Origin of the sequence: Streptomyces sp. MS191 (genome assembly GCF_008042125.1) — a bacterium.
Classification (GTDB): Bacteria; Actinomycetota; Actinomycetes; order Streptomycetales; family Streptomycetaceae; genus Streptomyces.
This window is the reverse complement of the sequence record NZ_RDBI01000040.1, coordinates 2,503,456-2,520,744: the sequence shown is the minus strand read 5'-3', so window position 1 is coordinate 2,520,744 and position 17,289 is coordinate 2,503,456. Positions and strand designations below refer to the sequence as shown.

Here is a 17,289-nt window from a genome sequence, read left to right as displayed (position 1 = left end):
CGACTTTTCTCGCCAAATGGGACTTACTAGGCTCAAGGCCATGACCGCCGCCGTGCCCGACCTTCCGGACCCCCTCGAAGCCGCGACCCAGGCCACCCGCAGCCTGCAGGGTCTGTCCACGGAGCTCACCGCACGGGTGCCGCAGCTCCTGGAGGCCATGCGCTCGGTGGGCACCGGGCTCGAACTCCACTCCACCCTCGACCGGATCTGCGAGACCGCGGCCGAACTCGCCGACGCCCGCTACGCCGCCATCGGCGTCGTCGACGAAGAGGGCGACGGACTCTCCGACTTCGTCACCCACGGCGTCGACGAGGACGTCGCCCGCCTGATCGGGCGGCGCCCCGACGGCCACGCGGGGCTCCTCGGCGCACTCATCCGCGACCCGCAGACCATCAGGCTGGCCGATCTGTCGAGCGATCCGCGGGCTGCCGGATTCCCGCCCGGGCACCCCCCGATGCGGACCTTCCTCGGGGTGCCGATCCGGGTGCAGGGCGAGATCTTCGGCAATCTGTACCTCTCCGAGAAGCACGACGGCGGGGAGTTCAACGACTACGACCTCCACATGGTCCGGGTCCTCGCCACCGAGGCGGGGATCGCCATCGGCAACGCCCGCCTCTACGAGGCCGCGCGCCAGCGCGAGCGGTGGATCGACGGCTCGGTCGCCGTCACCACGGCCCTGCTCTCCGGCGGCGACGCCGACGACGCCCTGGCGGTGGTCGCCGAGCAGGCCCGCCGGCTCGCCGACTCGGCCGCCGGCATCGTGCTCCTGCCCGCCGGAGAGGAGGGCGGTCTGGAGATCGTCGCCGTCTCCTCCGACAGGCCCGCCAAGTCGCTCGGCGTCGTGATCCCGCCGGAGAGTCCGGTGGTGGAGCGGCTGCTCGCGGGCGAGGCGGTGTTCGTGGACGACGCCTCCACCGACCCCCGCATGCTCAGCCGGCTGGCGGACCAGTACGGGCCCAGCATGCTGCTCCCCCTGCACAGCGGCGGCAAGGTCCTCGGCGCGCTCGCGACCCCCCGGGCGCGGGGCGCCCGCCCGTTCACCGAGGCCGAGCGCACCCTCGCCACGCAGTTCGCCTCCCAGGCGGCTCTCGCCCTGATGATGGCCGACGCCCAGCGCGACCGGGAGCGGCTCGCCGTCTACGAGGACCGCGACCGGATCGCCCGCGACCTGCACGACCTGGTCATCCAGCGGCTGTTCGCCACCGGGATGATGCTGGAGAGCGCCCAGCGCAAGTCGATCGTGCCCGCCGTGCGGGACGGGGTCGGCAAGGCCGTGGACGAACTGGACGTGACCATCCAGGAGATCCGTACCGCGATCTTCGCCCTTCAGCAGGGACCGGCCGAGGCCCCCTCCGGGCTGCGGACCCGGGTCCTGCGCGAGATCAACATGGCGGCCGTGCCCCTCGGCTTCAAGCCCGCACACCGCTTCCTCGGCCCGGTCGACGCGACGGTCGGCGAGCTCACGGGGAAGAACCTGGTGGCGGCGCTCCGCGAGGCCCTCTCCAACGCCTTCCGGCACGCCTCGGCCACCCGGATCGAGGTCGTCGTCGACGCCGGCGCGGAGCTCCCGGACGGATCCTCCGCGGTCCGGCTCTCGGTCGCCGACGACGGCGTCGGCATCCCCCGGGGCGGCCGGCGCAGCGGACTGCGCAACCTCACGCGGCGCGCCGAGTCGCTGGGCGGATCGAGCTGGTGCGGCCCTGGCATCGGTGACGACGGAGGCGGTACGACGGTGTTCTGGCAGGCCCCGCTCTAGGGAGCGTCTTGCCGATCTTGCCGGGCTTGATCGGCAGGACCCTCCCTACGCCCCGGCCTGCGAGGCCGCGCGGACCTCTTCGAGGATCTGCTCGAGGACGACGGCCACGCCGTCCTCGTTGTTGCCGGCCGTACGGCCGGAGGCGGCGGCGAGGACGTCCGGGTGGGCGTTGCCCATCGCGTACGAGCGTCCCGCCCAGCGGAGCATCTCGATGTCGTTGGGCATGTCGCCGAACGCGACGACCTCCTCCGCGGAGATGCCGCGCTCGGCGCAGCAGAGGGCCAGCGTGGACGCCTTCGAGACGCCGAGGCCGCTGACCTCCAGGAGGGCGGTCGGGCTGGACCGGGTGAAGGAGGCGAGGTCGCCCGCGGCCGTGCGGGCCACGGTCAGGAAGGCGTCGGGGTCGAGCTCCGGGTGCTGGGCGAGCAGCTTGAGCACGGGGGCCGCGGCGCCGGGCGCCTCCTCGTACAGCAGCTTCTCCGCGGTGGCGACCGTCGCGCCGGGGTCGAGGAAGAACGGGGGGTAGTCCGGCTCGTAGTGGATGCCGGTGGTGAGCTCGACCGCGAAGGAGGTGCCGGGCGCGGCGGCGCGCAGGGTCCGCACGACGGCGAGGGCGACCTCCCGCTCCAGCGGGCGCACCTCAAGAAACGTTCCGCCGGAGTGCAGGTCGACGACCGCGGCCCCGTTGGCGCAGATGGCGAGCCCGTGGCCGTGCACGTGATCGGCCACCACGTCCATCCAGCGCGCCGGACGTCCGGTGACGAAGAAGACCTCGACGCCGGCCTCCTCGGCGGCGGCGAGCGCCGCGACCGTGCGCTCCGAGACGGACTTGTCGTCGCGCAGCAGAGTGCCGTCGAGGTCGGTGGCGATCAGCCGGGGGGTCCGGGCGGCGGGGCGCTGAGTTCGGGGTGTGGTCACCGATCCATTCTTCCGCACCCCGTGCACGGGCGTGCGCGGGGGCGCACATCTGAGAGGGACATTTCCGGCCATGGTGGCCGGTCCTGCCATGCCGAGGGTCCGCACGGCGGCGTAGGGTCGTGCGTATGCGTCTGAGCACCGTCATCCTTCCCTCCCGTCGTTGGCACGAGGGCGGCCGCGATCAGTGGCTGCGCGCCGAGCAGCTCGGCTTCCACACCGCTTACACCTACGACCACCTGTCCTGGCGGACCTTCCGGGACGGCCCGTGGTTCGGTGCCATACCGACGCTGACGGCCGCCGCGGCCGCCACCGAGCGCCTGCGCATCGGCACGCTCGTCACCTCGCCGAACTTCCGGCACCCGGTCACGCTCGCCAAGGAGCTGATCTCGCTCGACGACATCTCCGGCGGCCGGGTCACCCTGGGCATCGGTGCGGGAGGCAACGGCTTCGACGCGACGGCCCTCGGGCAGGAGCCGTGGACGCCGCGCGAGCGCGCGGACCGCTTCGCCGAGTTCGTCCCGCTGCTCGACCGGCTGCTCACCGAGGACACCGTCACCGCGCGGGGCACGTTCTACTCGGCGGACGAGGCGCGCGACATCCCGGGATGCGTGCAGCGTCCGAGGCTGCCGTTCGCGGTCGCGGCGACCGGACCGCGCGGCCTGAAGCTGGCGGCGAAGCACGGGCAGGCGTGGGTGACCACCGGTGACCCGAAGCTGTTCGAGGCGGGCACGCCCGCGCAGTCCGTCGAGGCGATCCGCGGGCAGATCACGAAGCTCGGCGCCGCGTGCGCGGAGATCGGCCGGGACGTCGAGCCGATGGAGAAGATCCTGCTCACCGGCTTCACGCCGGACCGCCCGCTGGACTCCTTCGACGCGTTCGTCGACTTCGCCGGCACGCACTTCGGCCTCGGTTTCACCGAGATCGTGATCCACATGCCGATCGCCGACTCGGTGTTCGCGGCGGACGAGGCGGTCTTCGAGAAGATCGCCACGGAAGGCCTCGCCCAGCTGCGCTGAGCGCGCGGACGGGTCAGCGCACCTTCCCGCTCATCCAGGGGCTGAGCGTGCCGCGCAGGACGAGTTCCCGGTACGTCTCGTCGCCGGGCAGCGGCACGATCAGCCACCATCCGGGCGGGAGGAAGCGGCCCTTCACGTAGGCGAGCCCGCCGTGGACCGCGCGCAGGAAGGCGGGGACGGAGTCGCGCGGCACGTCCTCGAAGTCCACGCCGTCGACGGTGATCTTCGCGTCGTCCTCGGGAAAGACCTGGACGGTGACGGCCGGGGTGCCGCCCAGCTCGACGAAGGCCTCGTGCGGGAGCGAGCCGTCCGGGTCGAGGACGGCGAAGGCACCGGTGGAGATGCGGCGGGAGGTCTGGTCCGCGCCGATGTCGTCGGTGACGACCATCTCCAGGGAGAACTCCCGGGCGACCTCACGGATCGCGGCGACGGCCGATTCGGTGGTGGGCAGATGCGGACGGTCCATGGCGACGATCATGCCGCACGGTCGCTTCGGGAGGGCTCAGGAAGGGAAACGGATGAACTCCGGCGGTACGGCGTCCGTGAGCCAGACCCCGTTCGCGCTCACGTGGAAGATGTGGCCGGCCCGGTGCATCGCGCCGGCGTCCACGCTCAGCACCACCGGTCGTCCCCGTCGGGCGCCGACCCGGGTCGCGGTCTCCCGGTCGGGGGACAGGTGCACGTGGTGGCGGGCCATCGGGCGCAGCCCCTCGGCTCGGATGGCGGCCAGGCCGGACCCGACCGTACCGTGGTAGAGGTACGCGGGCGGTTCGGCCGGCGGCAGGTCCAGGTCGACCTCGACGGTGTGGCCCTGGCTGGCCCGGATCCGCGTCCCTTCGATCGCGAAGCGCCGCTTGTCGTTCGTGGCGACGACGTGGTCCAGCTCGGCGCGGGTGATCGGGAAGCCGTGCGCGGCCGTCGCCCGCAGCAGGGCGTCGACCTCGGTCCAGCCGTTGGCGTCGAGGACCAGACCGATCCGTTCGGGCTGGTGCCGGAGATGCTTCGAGAGGTACTTGGACACCTTCACGGTGCGTCTCTCGTCCATCGATGGGTTCATGGCGTCAGGATGCCGCAGGCCGGATCGCCGGACCATTCAATTCCTCGATGGATGTTTGATCCACAGCGAACTCAACTTATCCACAGGGTAATTGGCGATTCTGTGGACAACTCATCAATGATTTCAAATGACTTGTCCAAGTGTCGTGTCTTTAGTGGCATTTGAGGCAAGTGCATCCAATGTTCTTGACTGCACCTCCCGTTCGGCCGCCGCCGCGATGAACGCGGCCACGCTCTCCGGGCCAACCAGGTTCTGCACGGCCCGAATCGTGCCGGACGGCAGAGCCACCTGACGGGGCTCCTCCTCCCTCACCGGCGGCGGATGGGGCGAGAGGTGGTGCTGGAGGTGCCGGGTGGCGAACATCCGCATCGCACGGGCCAGTTCGGCGTCGACCGTCTGCTGCGCGAGCGGGCGCAGCCGCCGCACCATCGTCGCCGCGGCCGCCGCGTCCGCGTCGGTCGGCGGACGGTGCTCCAGATAGCGGGCGAAGACGTGCTCGGTCGTGAACTCCAGGAAACGGGACGCTATGTGCTCCACCTGGACGCGAAGTTCCCTCAGATGCCCGGCGATCGCCGACAGCGGCACGCCCGCCTCGTACAACTCGGCCGCCACCGCCAGCTCTTGCGGGCTCGGCACCAGGAACTCGTCCTCGCGGCCCGGAATCCGCTCCAGCACGCCGAGCTCTATCGCCTCGCGGACGGCGTCCTCGTCGGGCCGTCCCCCGAACGTGGCGTCCAGATCCTCGCGGGAGATCCGGTCGGCCTCCTCGTCCGTCCACGGGCCGTCGACCTCCGCGACCAGGCCCAGGACCCCGCCGAGTCCGCGGCCCGCGTCCCAGGCCTCCAGGAGCTCCTTGATGGAGGCCAGGGTGTAGCCGCGGTCCAGCAGGTCCGCGATCTGGCGCAGCCGGGCCAGGTGCGTGTCCCGGTAGACGTTGGACCTGCCCCGCCGCTCCGGCCGGGGCAGCAGGCCGCGGTCCTGGTAGGCGCGGATCGTCCGGACCGTGGCACCGCTGTGGTGCGCCAGGTCCTCGATCCGGTACTCCGCGGGGGCCGGCTGCCCGGCCCCCACCGACTGTGCTGACTGTTCCGACACGACCGCTCCCACCCGCGTGCTCCGCCTACCCCGTCGTGGCGCGGCCCGCCGGGCCCTCCGCGGTCCCGGGCGCGGCGGACGAGGCGAGTTGTTCCACGGCCTGGCGCGGGGACCTTTCCTGCGAGGGATGGTACGGCCGACGGGCGAAGGCGGGTACGTCCGTACCGTGCCCGCTTCGTCCCGGTGGCCGCGGCGCCGCGGCCACCCGCACGGCCGACCTCACCGGCGACAACGAGGCTGTCGCCCGGGCCGTCGCCGCCCGCGCCGCGGCGATCACGCGGGCGGCTCCAGCCGGGCTATCGCCCGGAGGATCCGCGGACTGAAGCGGGACAGCAGACGGGAACCACGCGCCTCGGGGGTGACCGGCACGACCGCCTGGTTCCGCACCACCGCGCGCAGGATCGCGTCCGCGACCTTCTCCGGCGGGTAGTTGCGCAGCCCGTAGAGGCGGGACGCCTGCTTCTGCCGCCGCTTCTGCTCCTCCTCGCCGGCGCCGGCGAACCGCGCCGTGGCGGTGATGTTGGTGTTGACGATGCCGGGGCAGATCGCCGAGACGCCGATGCCGCTGTCCGCCAGTTCGGCGCGCAGGCACTCGCTCAGCATCAGCACGGCCGCCTTGGACGTGCTGTACGCGGGCAGGGCCCGGGAGGGCTGGAAGGCCGCGGCGGACGCCGTGTTGACGATGTGGCCGCCCTGGCCGCGCTCGGCCATCTGACCGCCGAAGATCCGGCAGCCGTGGATGACGCCCCACAGATTGACGTCGAGGACCCGCTTCCACTCCTCGCTGGTCGTGCGGAAGAACGAGCCCGTCAGGCCGATGCCCGCGTTGTTGACGAGCACGTCGACCACCCCGTACTCGCTGAGCACCTTCGCGGCGAGCTTCTCCATCGCCTGCTCGTCGCTGACGTCGACGGTCTCGGCCCAGGCCTCGGGGGCGCCGATCAGCCGCGCCATCTCCGCCGTGCGGGCGGCACCCTCGGCGTCCCGGTCGACGGCGACGACCCGCGCCCCGGCCTCGGCGAACGCGAAGGCGGTGGCGCGTCCGATGCCACTGGCCGCGCCGGTCACCAGGACCAGCTGGCCGCCGAACCGCTCGGCGTACGCCGGATCCACCGTGCTCCTGGGCGCCGTCACCGGCGCCCTGGTGGCCGGATCCTCGTTGCGATGCACGAACTCGGTTATCCAGGAGGCCAGTTGGTCGGGGCGGGTGCGCGGCACCCAGTGCTTGGCCGGCAGGGAGCGCCGGGTCAAGTCGGGTGCCCAGCCGGCGAGGTCGTCGTAGAGCCGCTCGGACAGGAAGGCGTCGCCGGTCGGGGTGATCAGCTGCACCGGCGCGTGCGCGTAGGCGTCGGCGCGCGGACGGTTCAGCCGGGCACGGACGTTGTCCCGGTAGAGCCAGGCTCCGTGCGCCGCGTCGCTGGGCAGCGAGGGCGTCGGATAGTCCCCCGCGGGGACCTTCTCGATCCGCTGGAGGATCCTGGGCCACTGCCTGCCGAGCGGTCCGCGCCAGGCGAGTTCGGGCAGCACCGGCGTGTGCAGCATGTACACGTACCAGGACTTGGCGCCCTGGCCGAGGAGCTGTCCGATCCGGCGCGGGGTGGGCCGGGCGATGCGCTGCTTGATCCAGTGCCCGAAGTGGTCCAGCGAGGGGCCGGACATCGAGGTGAAGGAGGCGATCCGGCCCTCGGTGCGCGGGACGGTCACGAACTCCCAGGACTGCACGGAACCCCAGTCGTGCCCGACCAGGTGGACGGGCCGGTCGGGGCTCACCGCGTCGGCGACCGCCAGGAAGTCGTCCGTCAGCTTCTCCAAGGTGAAACCGCCCCGCAGCGGCGCCGGCGCCGTGGACCGGCCGTGGCCGCGGACGTCGTACAGCACCACGTGGAACCGCTCGGCGAGCCGTCCGGCGACCTCGGACCACACCTCCTTGGAGTCCGGGTATCCGTGCACGAGCAGCACGGTCGGCCGGCTCGCGTCGCCCAGTTCGGCGACGCACAGCTCGATCCCGCCCGTACGGACCCAGCGCTCCCGCGCCCCCTTCAGCCCCGCCATCACGCGGCCACCCTTTCGTCGTTCCAGCGCCGCACGTGCGGCAGGTCGTCGTCCAGCCAGAAGGCGCTCTGCTCGGGGTCCCGGGAGTCGGTGACGACCAGGATCTCCTCGAACTTCGCCCCCGTGCCCCGGAATCCGAGGTGCGGCTCGACCGCCCACAGGCCCGGCCGGGGCGGATGGTCGGAGAAGGTGTACGGCGACCAGAGCGGCGACCAGCCGTCCCGGTGGCCGTGCAGCGCGTCGCTCGCCAGGCCCTTCAGGGACTGCGTGCCGAAGCCGAACAGCGTCGGGGACCACCGGCGCTGCCGGACCCGGTCGATCTTGTGGGCGATGACGCCGAAGGGGTACGCGCGATGCCGGTTGGCGTAGCCCTGGCGGACCATGAGCCGGTCCACGTCCTCGTAGATCTCCCGCAGGGAGCGCCGCTCGCGCACCTCGGCGAGGATCAGCTCGCGGTGCGCCCGCAGGTCGTTCAGCAGCTTGTCGTGCAGGGGGTCGAGCCCCAGGCAGCCGGAGTACCCGATGTCCGCGGTGAAGCCGCGGTGGACGGGCGCCATGTCGAGGATGAACGGCATGCCCGCTTCGAGCCGCCGGTTCGTCGGGAAGAACTGGAGCGGGACCTTGAAGCCGACGAAGGCGGTGCGGTCGCCGAACCAGGCGAAGGGCCGGTGGAACCAGTCCCGCACCCCCCGCTCGTGCAGCCAGTCCCGCTGCATCCTCGCGGCCTCGCGCTCGGTCACTCCGGGCTTCAGCTGGGCCGCGACGGCCTCCGCGCACTCGTACGCCAGCCGCTGCACGTCCCTGAACCCGCGCAGCTCCGCGGTCAGTTCGCTCGTCCCTGCTGAGGCCATGCCACCCGCCCGTCCTGTATGCAGCCGTGTGCGCTACGTGCCCGTAACTTGACACTGATGAATGTGACAATGAGCGGCGGCTGCGTCAAGAGGCGTGCAGCAGCCTGTGGAGAACTCGCGTGCGCGGTGGCGGGGAAGCGACTTTGGTCCCCCCTCCCCTACGGGTTCGTACGTCTGGAGTCGGACACGGACCGACCCGTTGGGCTGACGACGGATGTGCGCTGCGCCACTACCGTCGAAGCGTGACTGTGATCGCCACCGAAAGCCTCAGCAAGCGGTTCCCCCGGGTGACCGCTCTCGACCGGCTCTCCCTGGACATCGGGCCCGGTGTGACCGGACTGGTGGGTGCCAACGGAGCCGGCAAGTCCACGATGATCAAAATCCTGCTCGGGTTGTCCCCCGCCACGGAGGGCACCGCGGCCGTACTCGGCATGGACGTCGCCACCTCGGGCGGCCTGATCCGCGAGCGCGTCGGCTACATGCCCGAGCACGACTGCCTCCCGCCGGACGTCTCGGCCACCGAGTTCGTCGTCCACATGGCGCGGATGTCGGGCCTGCCGGCCACCGCCGCCCGCGAGCGGACCGCCGACACCCTGCGCCACGTCGGCCTGTACGAGGAGCGCTACCGCCCCATCGGCGGCTACTCGACGGGCATGAAGCAGCGGGTGAAGCTGGCCCAGGCCCTGGTCCACGACCCGCAGCTGGTGCTGCTCGACGAGCCCACGAACGGCCTGGACCCGGTCGGACGGGACGAGATGCTCGGCCTGATCCGCCGGATCTGGACCGACTTCGGCATCTCCGTCCTCGTCACCTCGCACCTCCTCGGCGAGCTGGAGCGGACCTGCGACCACGTCGTCGTCATCGACGGCGGCCGGCTGCTGCGTTCCAGCTCCACCAGCGACTTCACGCAGACCACCACGACCCTCGCGGTCGAGGTCACCGACTCCGACACCCACCCCGACGGCGCCGAGGCACTGCGCACGGCGCTGGCCGCCGCGGGCGTCACCCTCCACGAGGGCGTCGAGGACGGGCTGCCGGGGGCCGGCCACATCCTCCTGGTGGAGGCCGCCGGCGAGGAGACGTACGACGTGGTCCGCGACACCGTCGCCGACCTCGGCCTCGGTCTCGTCCGCATGGAGCAGCGCCGGCACCACATCGCCGAGGTGTTCCGGCCCGAGGGCTCCCAGCAGAAGCAGCAGGAGGTGCCGGCGCGATGAGCACCCAGGCCCAGACCCCCGAGACCACTCGGATCCACAACATCGGCTACCGCAACTACGACGGACCGCGCCTCGGCCGTGCGTACGCGCGCCGGGCCCTGTTCTCGCAGTCGCTGCGCGGCGCCTACGGACTCGGCCGCAGTGCCAAGTCGAAGGTCCTGCCGATGATCCTGTTCGCGGTGATGTGCGTCCCCGCGCTGATCATCGTGGCCGTGGCCGTCGCCACGAAGATGAAGGACCTGCCGCTGGACTACACGCGGTACGCGATCTTCACGCAGGCCGTCATCGGGCTCTACCTCGCCGCCCAGGCGCCCCAGTCGGTCTCGCGCGACCTGCGGTTCAAGACGGTCCCCCTCTACTTCTCGCGCCCGATCGAGCGCCTCGACTACGTGCTCGCCAAGTACGGCGCGATGGCCTCCGCGCTCTTCCTCCTCACGGCGTCCCCGCTGGTGATCCTCTACATCGGTTCGCTGCTGGCCAAGATGGACTTCGCCGACCAGAGCAAGGGCTTCGGCCAGGGCCTGGTGTCGGTGGCGCTGCTGTCGCTGCTGTTCGGCGGCATCGGCCTGGTCATGGCCGCGCTCACCCCCCGCCGGGGCTTCGGCGTCGCCGCCGTCATCGCCACGCTGGTGATCTCGTACGGCGCCGTCTCCACGCTCCAGGGCATCGCCTACGGCACCGACAACCCCGACGCCATCCAGTGGCTGGGGCTCTTCTCCCCGGTCACGCTGATCGACGGGGTGCAGACCGCCTTCCTCGGCGCCACGACGTCCTTCCCGGGCGGGGCCGAGGCGGGACCGGGCGCCGGTGTCGGCGCGGTCTACCTGCTCGTCGTCATCGCGCTCATCCTCGGCTCGTACGCCGTCCTGATGCGCCGCTACCGAAAGGTCGGGCTGTGACCGCCCTCCCGTCGACCACCACCACGCCTTCCAGGAAGGGGCCGCGCCCATGAGCACTCTTTCCATCGACCACGCCTCGCGGTGGTTCGGCAACGTCGTGGCCGTCAACGACGTCACGATGACGGTCGGTCCGGGCGTCACCGGACTCCTCGGCCCCAACGGTGCCGGCAAGTCCACGCTCATCAACATGATGGGCGGCTTCCTCGCCCCCTCCACCGGCACCGTCACCCTCGACGGGGAGGCGATCTGGCGCAACGAGTCGGTCTACCGGCAGATCGGCGTCGTGCCCGAGCGGGAGGCGATGTACGACTTCCTCACCGGGCGCGAGTTCGTCCTCGCCAACGCCGAGCTGCACGGTCTGGGCGCCACCGAGGCCCAGCGGGCGCTCGCCACGGTCGAGATGGAGTACGCCCAGGACCGGAAGATCGCCACCTACAGCAAGGGCATGCGGCAGCGCGTGAAGATGGCCTCGGCCCTCGTGCACGAGCCGTCGGTGCTGCTGCTCGACGAGCCGTTCAACGGCATGGACCCGCGCCAGCGCATGCAGTTGATGGACCTGCTGCGCCGGATGGGCTCGGCCGGCCGCACGGTGCTGTTCTCCTCGCACATCCTGGAGGAGGTCGAGCAGCTCGCCTCGCACATCGAGGTGATCGTGGCCGGACGCCACGCCGCCTCCGGCGACTTCCGCAAGATCCGCCGGCTGATGACGGACCGGCCGCACCGCTATCTCGTACGGTCCAGCGACGACCGGGCACTGGCCGCCGCGCTCATCGCCGACCCGTCCACGGCCGGCATCGAGGTCGACCTGGCGGAGGGCGCGCTGCGCGTCCAGGCGGTGGACTTCGGTCGCTTCACGGAGCTGCTGCCCCGGGTGGCCCGGGCACAGGGCATCCGCCTGCTGACGGTCTCGCCCTCGGACGAGTCCCTCGAATCGGTCTTCTCGTACCTCGTCGCGGCCTGAAAGGAGCCTGACCGATGTACAACCCCACAGTCGCACGGCTCACCTACCGGGCCCTCCTCGGCCGCCGGCGGGCACTGATCCTCTTCGCGCTGCCCGCACTGCTGCTGGTCATCTCGGCGGCCGTACGGGCCTTCAACGGCGCCGACGACCAGATCGCCGCCGACGTCCTCGGCGGCTTCGCGCTCGCCACGATGGTGCCGCTGATCGGCGTGATCGCCGGTACCGGCGCGATCGGCCCGGAGATCGACGACGGTTCGATCGTCTACCTGCTGTCCAAGCCGGTGAAGCGGCCCACGATCATCTTCACCAAGCTGATCGTGGCGATCGCCGTGACGATGGCGTTCTCGGCGGTCCCCACCTTCGTCGCGGGCATGATCCTCAACGGGAACGGCCAGCAGGTGGCGGTGGCGTACACCGTCGCGGCGCTGGTCGCGTCCATCGCCTACAGCGCGCTGTTCCTCCTGCTCGGCACGGTCAGCCGGCACGCGGTGGTGATCGGCCTCGTCTACGCACTGGTCTGGGAGGCGCTGTTCGGCTCCCTGATCGCCGGGGCGAAGACGCTCAGCGTGCAGCAGTGGGCTCTCGCGGTCGCCCAGAAGGTGAGCGGCGAGGGCCTGGTCACCTCGGACGTCGGTCTGCCGGCGGCGGTGGCCCTGCTGGTCGGCGTGACGGTCCTGGCGACCTGGTACGCGGGCCAGAAGCTGCGGACGCTGAAGCTCGCGGGCGAGGAGTAGCGGGACGACGCGAGCGCGAGCGCGAGGGCCGGAGCCCCCCGGAACGGGGACTCCGGCCCTCGCCGCGTCGGCCCGTACGCGTCCTGGCGGAGCGCCCGGACTCAGACCTTCCGGTCGCGCGCCGCCAGCAGCCCCACACCCAGCGCCGTCGCGCAGACGACCAGCACCAGGGCGATCGGCACGCTCCACGACCCCGTCGCCTGGTGGACCGCGCCGGCCGCCAACGGCCCCGCCGCGGCCAGCAGGTAGCCGACGGTCTGGGCCATCCCGGAGAGCCGGGAGGCGGTGACCGCGTCGCCGCTGCGCAGCACGATCAGGGTCAGGGCGAGACCGACCGCACCGCCCTGCCCGACGCCCAGCACCGCCGACCACAGCCAGGCGCCCTCGACCGGGGCGACCATCAGCCCCGCGTAGCCGGCCGCCACCAGGGTCGTGACCAGCACGACCAGCGGCCGCTGGCTGCGCATCCGTCCCGCCAGCAGCGGCACGACGAAGGCGCCCGCCACCTGGATCAGGTTGTTGAAGGCGAAGACCACGCCCGCCGTGGACCGGCTCATGCCGTGGTCCGTGAAGATCGTCGGCATCCAGGCGATGAGGACGTACGACCACAACGACTGCAGGCCCATGAAGAGCGTCACCTGCCAGGCCAGCGCCGAGCGCCAGACGCCGCGGGCGGGCGTCGCCGGGGTCGCCCGCACCGCCTGCCCCGTACGGCCCCGGGCGATCAGCACCTGCGGCAGCCAGGCGACCGCCGCCACGGCCGCGAGCAGCGACCAGAAGGCGAGCGACGCCTCCCAGCTGTCGCCGAAGGCCTGCTCCAGCGGGACGGACGCCGCCGCCACCACCGTGGCGCCCGCGATCATCGCGCCGGTGTAGACCGAGGTCATCGACGCGGCCCGGTCCGGGAAGTCCCGCTTGATCAGGCCCGGCATCAGCACGTTGAGCAGGGCGATCGCCGTGCCGACCAGCACGCCGCCGCCGTACAGCGCGTACACCGACGGCAGGACGCGTACCAGGATGCCCGCCCCGAGCAGCAGCAGCGCCGCGAGCAGCACCGGTTCGGCGCCGAAGCGCCGCCCCAGCGACGGCGCCACGAGGGCGCCGGCCCCGAGGAAGAGCACGGGCACGGACGTGACCAGCGAACTGGCCGTCGAGGACAGCCCGAACGCGGCCGCGATATCGCCCACCAGCGGCGAGACGCTCGCCAGCGCCGCCCGCATGTTGAGCGACGCCAGCACGATCCCGGCCATCAGCCAGGCCGGATGCGCGAGCAGCGCCCGCCGCCCGGCGGCCCCGCGGGGCGAGGGCCGGACCTCGGTCTCCGCGTCGACGAGGGGGAGGGACAGGGGTGCTTCAGGGCGGGACACGACGAACGGCCTTTCCTCATTGCCGGGGTGCTGGAACGCTGCGGTTGTTCCGGTGGGTACGGGAGCCCGCGGACGGGCGGCGGTCCGCGCGGCGGACGCCGTGGTGCCCGGGCGCCCGGACGCCACGACGTCCGGGGGTCAGTCGGCGGTCAGCGCGGCGACCGTCTCGATCGGCACCCGCAGCAGTTCGCGCGCGCCCGCCTCCGCGGCGGCCGGGTCCCCCGCCTCGATCGCGGCGGCCAGCGCCTCGTGCGCGTCGATGTCGACCGGCGGCATCTCCCGGTCGCCGAGCGCCTCCACCAGCACCTCGTGCACCTGGGTGGAGAAGAAGCGGTACACCTCGGTGAAGGCGGCGTTGTGCGTGGCCTCGACGACCGCCAGGTGGAACGCCATGTCGGCGTCCGCGTCGCGGTCGCCCTCCTCGCGCAGGGTCGTCAGCGCCGCCCGCAGCCGCAGCAGGTCGTGGGTGTCGCGCCGGACGGCCGCCAGCCKGGCGGCCTCGGCCTCCAGCGCCACCCGCAGTTCGAGGACGTCGAGTGCGCCCGCGTGACGCATCCCGCGCAGCACGGCGGCCGGGTCGGCGGTCGACCTGACGAAGGTGCCGTTGCCCTGGCGCGACTCCAGCAGCCCGGCGTGGACCAGGACCCGGACGGCCTCACGGACCGTGTTGCGGCCGACGCCCAGCTGCTCGGCGAGTTCGTGCTCGGTCGGGATGCGGTCGCCGACGGACCACTCGCCCTCCGCCAGCTGGCCCCGCAGCTGCTCGACCACGGAGTCCACCAGCGAGGTCCGCCCCGCGGCTTTCAGCGCCATCCCGACCATCCCTCTATTCGCCCGGTTGCCCAGTCATCCTACAACTGCTCGACTCCACGCCACGGGATTACTGTGGGCTCGTACGCGGACACGAACACCCTCACCACCCTCGGGAGTCAGTCATGTCAGACCGCTTCGACGTCGTCGTACTCGGAGCTGGCCCCGGCGGCTACGTCGCCGCCATCCGCGCCGCCCAGCTGGGCAAGCGGGTCGCGGTCGTCGAAGAGAAGTACTGGGGCGGTGTCTGCCTGAACGTCGGCTGCATCCCCACGAAGGCACTGCTGCGCAACGCCGAGCTCGCCCACATCTTCAACCACGAGGCCAAGACCTTCGGCATCAAGGTCGACGGCACCGTCTCCTTCGACTACGGCGAGGCGTTCCGCCGCAGCCGCACGGTCGCGGACGGCCGCGTCAAGGGCGTCCACTTCCTCATGAAGAAGAACGGGATCACCGAGTTCGACGGACGCGGCACCTTCCTCGACGCGAACACCCTCCAGGTCGCCCTGTCCGACGGCACCTCGCAGACGATCACCTTCGACAACTGCATCATCGCCACCGGCGCCACGCCCCGCCTGCTGCCCGGCACGGCCCGCAGCGAGCGCGTCGTGACCTACGAGGAGCAGATCCTCGCCGAGGACATCCCGCAGTCGATCGTCATCGCCGGCGCCGGCGCGATCGGCATCGAGTTCGCCTACGTCCTGAACAACTACGGCGTGAAGGTCACGATCGTCGAGTTCCTCGACCGGATCGCCCCGCTGGAGGACGTGGACGTCTCCAAGGAGCTGGCGAAGCAGTACCGCAAGCTCGGCATCGACGTGCTGACCTCCACCCGCGTCGAGTCCATCGACGAGACCGGCCCGCAGGTCCGCGTCACCGTCACCGGCAAGGACGGCGCGCAGAAGGTCCTGGAGGCCGACAAGGTCCTGCAGGCCATCGGCTTCGCGCCCAACGTCACCGGCTACGGCCTGGAGGCGACCGGCGTCGCCCTCACCGAGCGCGGCGCGATCGACGTCGACGGCCGCTGCCGCACCAACGTGCCGCACATCTACGCCATCGGCGACGTGACCGCCAAGCTGATGCTGGCCCACACCGCCGAGTCCATGGGTGTCATCGCCTCCGAGACCATCGCGGACGCCGAGACCATGGAACTCGACTACCCGATGATCCCGCGCGCCACCTACTGCCAGCCGCAGATCGCCAGCTTCGGCTGGACCGAGGCGCAGGCGCGGGAGAAGGGCTTCGACGTCAAGGTCGCCAAGTTCCCCTTCACCGCGAACGGCAAGGCGCACGGCCTCGGCGACTCCACCGGTTTCGTGAAGATCATCGCCGACGCGCAGTACGGCGAGATCATCGGCGCCCACCTGATCGGCCCCGACGTCACCGAGCTGCTGCCCGAGCTGACGCTGGCCCAGCAGTGGGACCTCACCGTGCACGAGGTCGCCCGCAACGTCCACGCCCACCCGACGCTGGGCGAGGCCGTGAAGGAAGCCGTCCACGGTCTTGCCGGACACATGATCAATTTCTGAGGTTCCGCCGCGTGCGGAGTGATAGGCACTGAAGGGTGCCGAGCGAAGCCTTCCCGGGTGGCGAACCGTCCCGACCGATCAGGTCGTGGGTGCGTTCGTCACCCGGTACGCACATCTGGCTGCTGATCATCGCCCTGACCAGCGTCATCGTCGCGCTGTCCTCGGACGGCTTCGAGAGCGCCCTGCTCCACCGCAACAGCAGCAACCTGCACCAGCTCGCCCACCACCCGGTCCGCGCCCTGCTCGGCAGCGCGTTCTGGATCGAGGACCCCTCCGACCTCGTCCTGTACGCGCTGCTCTTCGAGGTCTTCCACGCCCAGGTCGAGCGCTGGATCGGCACGCTCCGCTGGCTGCTGACCGTCGCCGGCGCGCACATCGCGGCCACGCTGATCAGCCAGCAGGTGGTGCTGGAGGCCATCCAGGACCACGACGTGCCGCGCAGCATGGCCCATGTCGTGGACATCGGGGTGAGCTACGGGATCGCGGCGTCCATGGGGATCCTGACCTACCGGCTGCCCTGGCCCTGGCGCGGCGTCTATCTGGCCGGCGTCGTGGCGTTCTTCGCGGTACCGCTCTGCACGAACCACACCTACACCGACCTCGGGCACGCCATCTCGCTGGTCATCGGGCTCGCCTGCTGGCCCCTCACGCGCGGTAATTCGGTGGCCGCACCGCATGGCGTCCCGTCAGACTAGGGACGCGGGAAACGCCTTCCTGCCACGTGAGACCGGGGAGGAGCGCGACGTTGACCGGCACGATGTCGAGTCGGAGTTCGAGTCCGTCGAGCTCCCTGCAACGCGGCGCTCTCTGAGCGCCGCGGGGGCGGTCGCTTCGAGCGCGCGGTTCCACCGCGCGGACCGCCCCTCCCGGAGGATTGGCCGAGTGGCAAGGCACCGGCTTGCTAAGCCGTGGTCGGGGTCTCCCCGCGCGCGTTCGATCCGCGCATCCTCCGCACCGCCCGCACCGCCCCGGACGGGATGCCCTCGTCGGGAACAGGACACCCCGCCAGGGGCATCCCGGCACGGCG

At 71.7% G+C, this 17,289-nt stretch carries 16 protein-coding genes and 1 tRNA gene; 9 read left to right on the top strand and 8 right to left on the bottom strand.

What is annotated here, in order from left to right:
* Positions 1 to 40 precede the first annotated feature (40 nt).
* Positions 41 to 1,756: a GAF domain-containing sensor histidine kinase gene (locus EAO71_RS18640; protein WP_147978744.1), complete on the top strand. Its 1,716-nt coding sequence runs from the start codon at positions 41 to 43 to the stop codon at positions 1,754 to 1,756.
* Positions 1,757 to 1,801: 45 nt separating this feature from the next.
* Here the strand turns inward: EAO71_RS18640 and EAO71_RS18635 are convergent, their stop codons facing one another.
* Positions 1,802 to 2,674, bottom strand: coding sequence for an HAD family hydrolase (locus EAO71_RS18635; RefSeq protein ID WP_261992180.1), 873 nt, complete (start codon positions 2,672 to 2,674; stop codon positions 1,802 to 1,804).
* 119 nt (positions 2,675 to 2,793) lie between these two features.
* Here EAO71_RS18635 and EAO71_RS18630 point away from each other — a divergent pair, with 119 nt between their 5' ends.
* Complete coding sequence (locus tag EAO71_RS18630; protein WP_147978742.1) at positions 2,794 to 3,690, top strand: LLM class flavin-dependent oxidoreductase; 897 nt, start codon at positions 2,794 to 2,796, stop codon at positions 3,688 to 3,690.
* 13 nt (positions 3,691 to 3,703) lie between these two features.
* Here EAO71_RS18630 and EAO71_RS18625 read toward each other — a convergent pair whose 3' ends face one another.
* From EAO71_RS18625 to EAO71_RS18605, 5 genes are all read right to left on the bottom strand, one after another.
* Positions 3,704 to 4,156, bottom strand: a complete 453-nt coding sequence (locus EAO71_RS18625; protein ID WP_147978741.1) for a hypothetical protein — start codon at positions 4,154 to 4,156, stop codon at positions 3,704 to 3,706.
* Positions 4,157 to 4,192: 36 nt separating this feature from the next.
* Complete coding sequence (locus EAO71_RS18620; RefSeq protein ID WP_147978740.1) at positions 4,193 to 4,735, bottom strand: RNA 2'-phosphotransferase; 543 nt, start codon at positions 4,733 to 4,735, stop codon at positions 4,193 to 4,195.
* A 135-nt stretch (positions 4,736 to 4,870) separates the two neighbouring features.
* On the bottom strand, positions 4,871 to 5,842 hold the full coding sequence (locus EAO71_RS18615; RefSeq protein WP_261992179.1) for a MerR family transcriptional regulator: 972 nt from the start codon (positions 5,840 to 5,842) through the stop codon (positions 4,871 to 4,873).
* A 273-nt stretch (positions 5,843 to 6,115) separates the two neighbouring features.
* Positions 6,116 to 7,894 (bottom strand): SDR family oxidoreductase, encoded by a 1,779-nt coding sequence (locus EAO71_RS18610; RefSeq protein WP_147978739.1) that lies wholly within the window; start codon positions 7,892 to 7,894, stop codon positions 6,116 to 6,118.
* A complete protein-coding gene (locus tag EAO71_RS18605; RefSeq protein ID WP_147978738.1) occupies positions 7,894 to 8,745 on the bottom strand; it encodes a M24 family metallopeptidase in 852 nt (283 codons plus the stop codon). The genes EAO71_RS18610 and EAO71_RS18605 overlap by 1 nt, the downstream gene beginning before the upstream one ends.
* Positions 8,746 to 8,993: 248 nt before the next feature.
* Here EAO71_RS18605 and EAO71_RS18600 point away from each other — a divergent pair, with 248 nt between their 5' ends.
* From EAO71_RS18600 to EAO71_RS18585, 4 genes are read left to right on the top strand one after another with little or no spacing between them, the layout of a single operon-like run.
* Entirely contained in the window at positions 8,994 to 9,962 is a 969-nt protein-coding gene (locus EAO71_RS18600; RefSeq protein WP_147979381.1) for an ABC transporter ATP-binding protein, read from the top strand.
* On the top strand, positions 9,959 to 10,861 hold the full coding sequence (locus tag EAO71_RS18595; RefSeq protein WP_147978737.1) for an ABC transporter permease: 903 nt from the start codon (positions 9,959 to 9,961) through the stop codon (positions 10,859 to 10,861). The genes EAO71_RS18600 and EAO71_RS18595 overlap by 4 nt, the downstream gene beginning before the upstream one ends.
* Positions 10,862 to 10,910: 49 nt before the next feature.
* Positions 10,911 to 11,822 (top strand): ABC transporter ATP-binding protein, encoded by a 912-nt coding sequence (locus tag EAO71_RS18590; RefSeq protein ID WP_147978736.1) that lies wholly within the window; start codon positions 10,911 to 10,913, stop codon positions 11,820 to 11,822.
* Positions 11,823 to 11,836: 14 nt separating this feature from the next.
* Positions 11,837 to 12,556: an ABC transporter permease gene (locus tag EAO71_RS18585; protein WP_147978735.1), complete on the top strand. Its 720-nt coding sequence runs from the start codon at positions 11,837 to 11,839 to the stop codon at positions 12,554 to 12,556.
* 101 nt (positions 12,557 to 12,657) lie between these two features.
* Here the strand turns inward: EAO71_RS18585 and EAO71_RS18580 are convergent, their stop codons facing one another.
* Positions 12,658 to 13,923 carry a CynX/NimT family MFS transporter gene (locus EAO71_RS18580; RefSeq protein ID WP_147978734.1) on the bottom strand — a complete coding sequence of 422 codons (1,266 nt, stop codon included), beginning with the start codon at positions 13,921 to 13,923 and terminating at the stop codon, positions 12,658 to 12,660.
* A 138-nt stretch (positions 13,924 to 14,061) separates the two neighbouring features.
* Positions 14,062 to 14,736, bottom strand: coding sequence for a FadR/GntR family transcriptional regulator (locus EAO71_RS18575; protein WP_147978733.1), 675 nt, complete (start codon positions 14,734 to 14,736; stop codon positions 14,062 to 14,064).
* A 122-nt stretch (positions 14,737 to 14,858) separates the two neighbouring features.
* Between EAO71_RS18575 and lpdA the strand changes: the two genes are divergently transcribed.
* From lpdA to EAO71_RS18560, 3 genes are all read left to right on the top strand, one after another.
* A complete protein-coding gene (lpdA, locus tag EAO71_RS18570) occupies positions 14,859 to 16,262 on the top strand; it encodes a dihydrolipoyl dehydrogenase (RefSeq protein ID WP_147978732.1) in 1,404 nt (467 codons plus the stop codon).
* 89 nt (positions 16,263 to 16,351) lie between these two features.
* Positions 16,352 to 16,957 carry a rhomboid-like protein gene (locus EAO71_RS18565; RefSeq protein WP_399755238.1) on the top strand — a complete coding sequence of 202 codons (606 nt, stop codon included), beginning with the start codon at positions 16,352 to 16,354 and terminating at the stop codon, positions 16,955 to 16,957.
* A 173-nt stretch (positions 16,958 to 17,130) separates the two neighbouring features.
* Positions 17,131 to 17,214 (top strand) — tRNA-Ser (locus EAO71_RS18560).
* Positions 17,215 to 17,289: the final 75 nt, after the last annotated feature.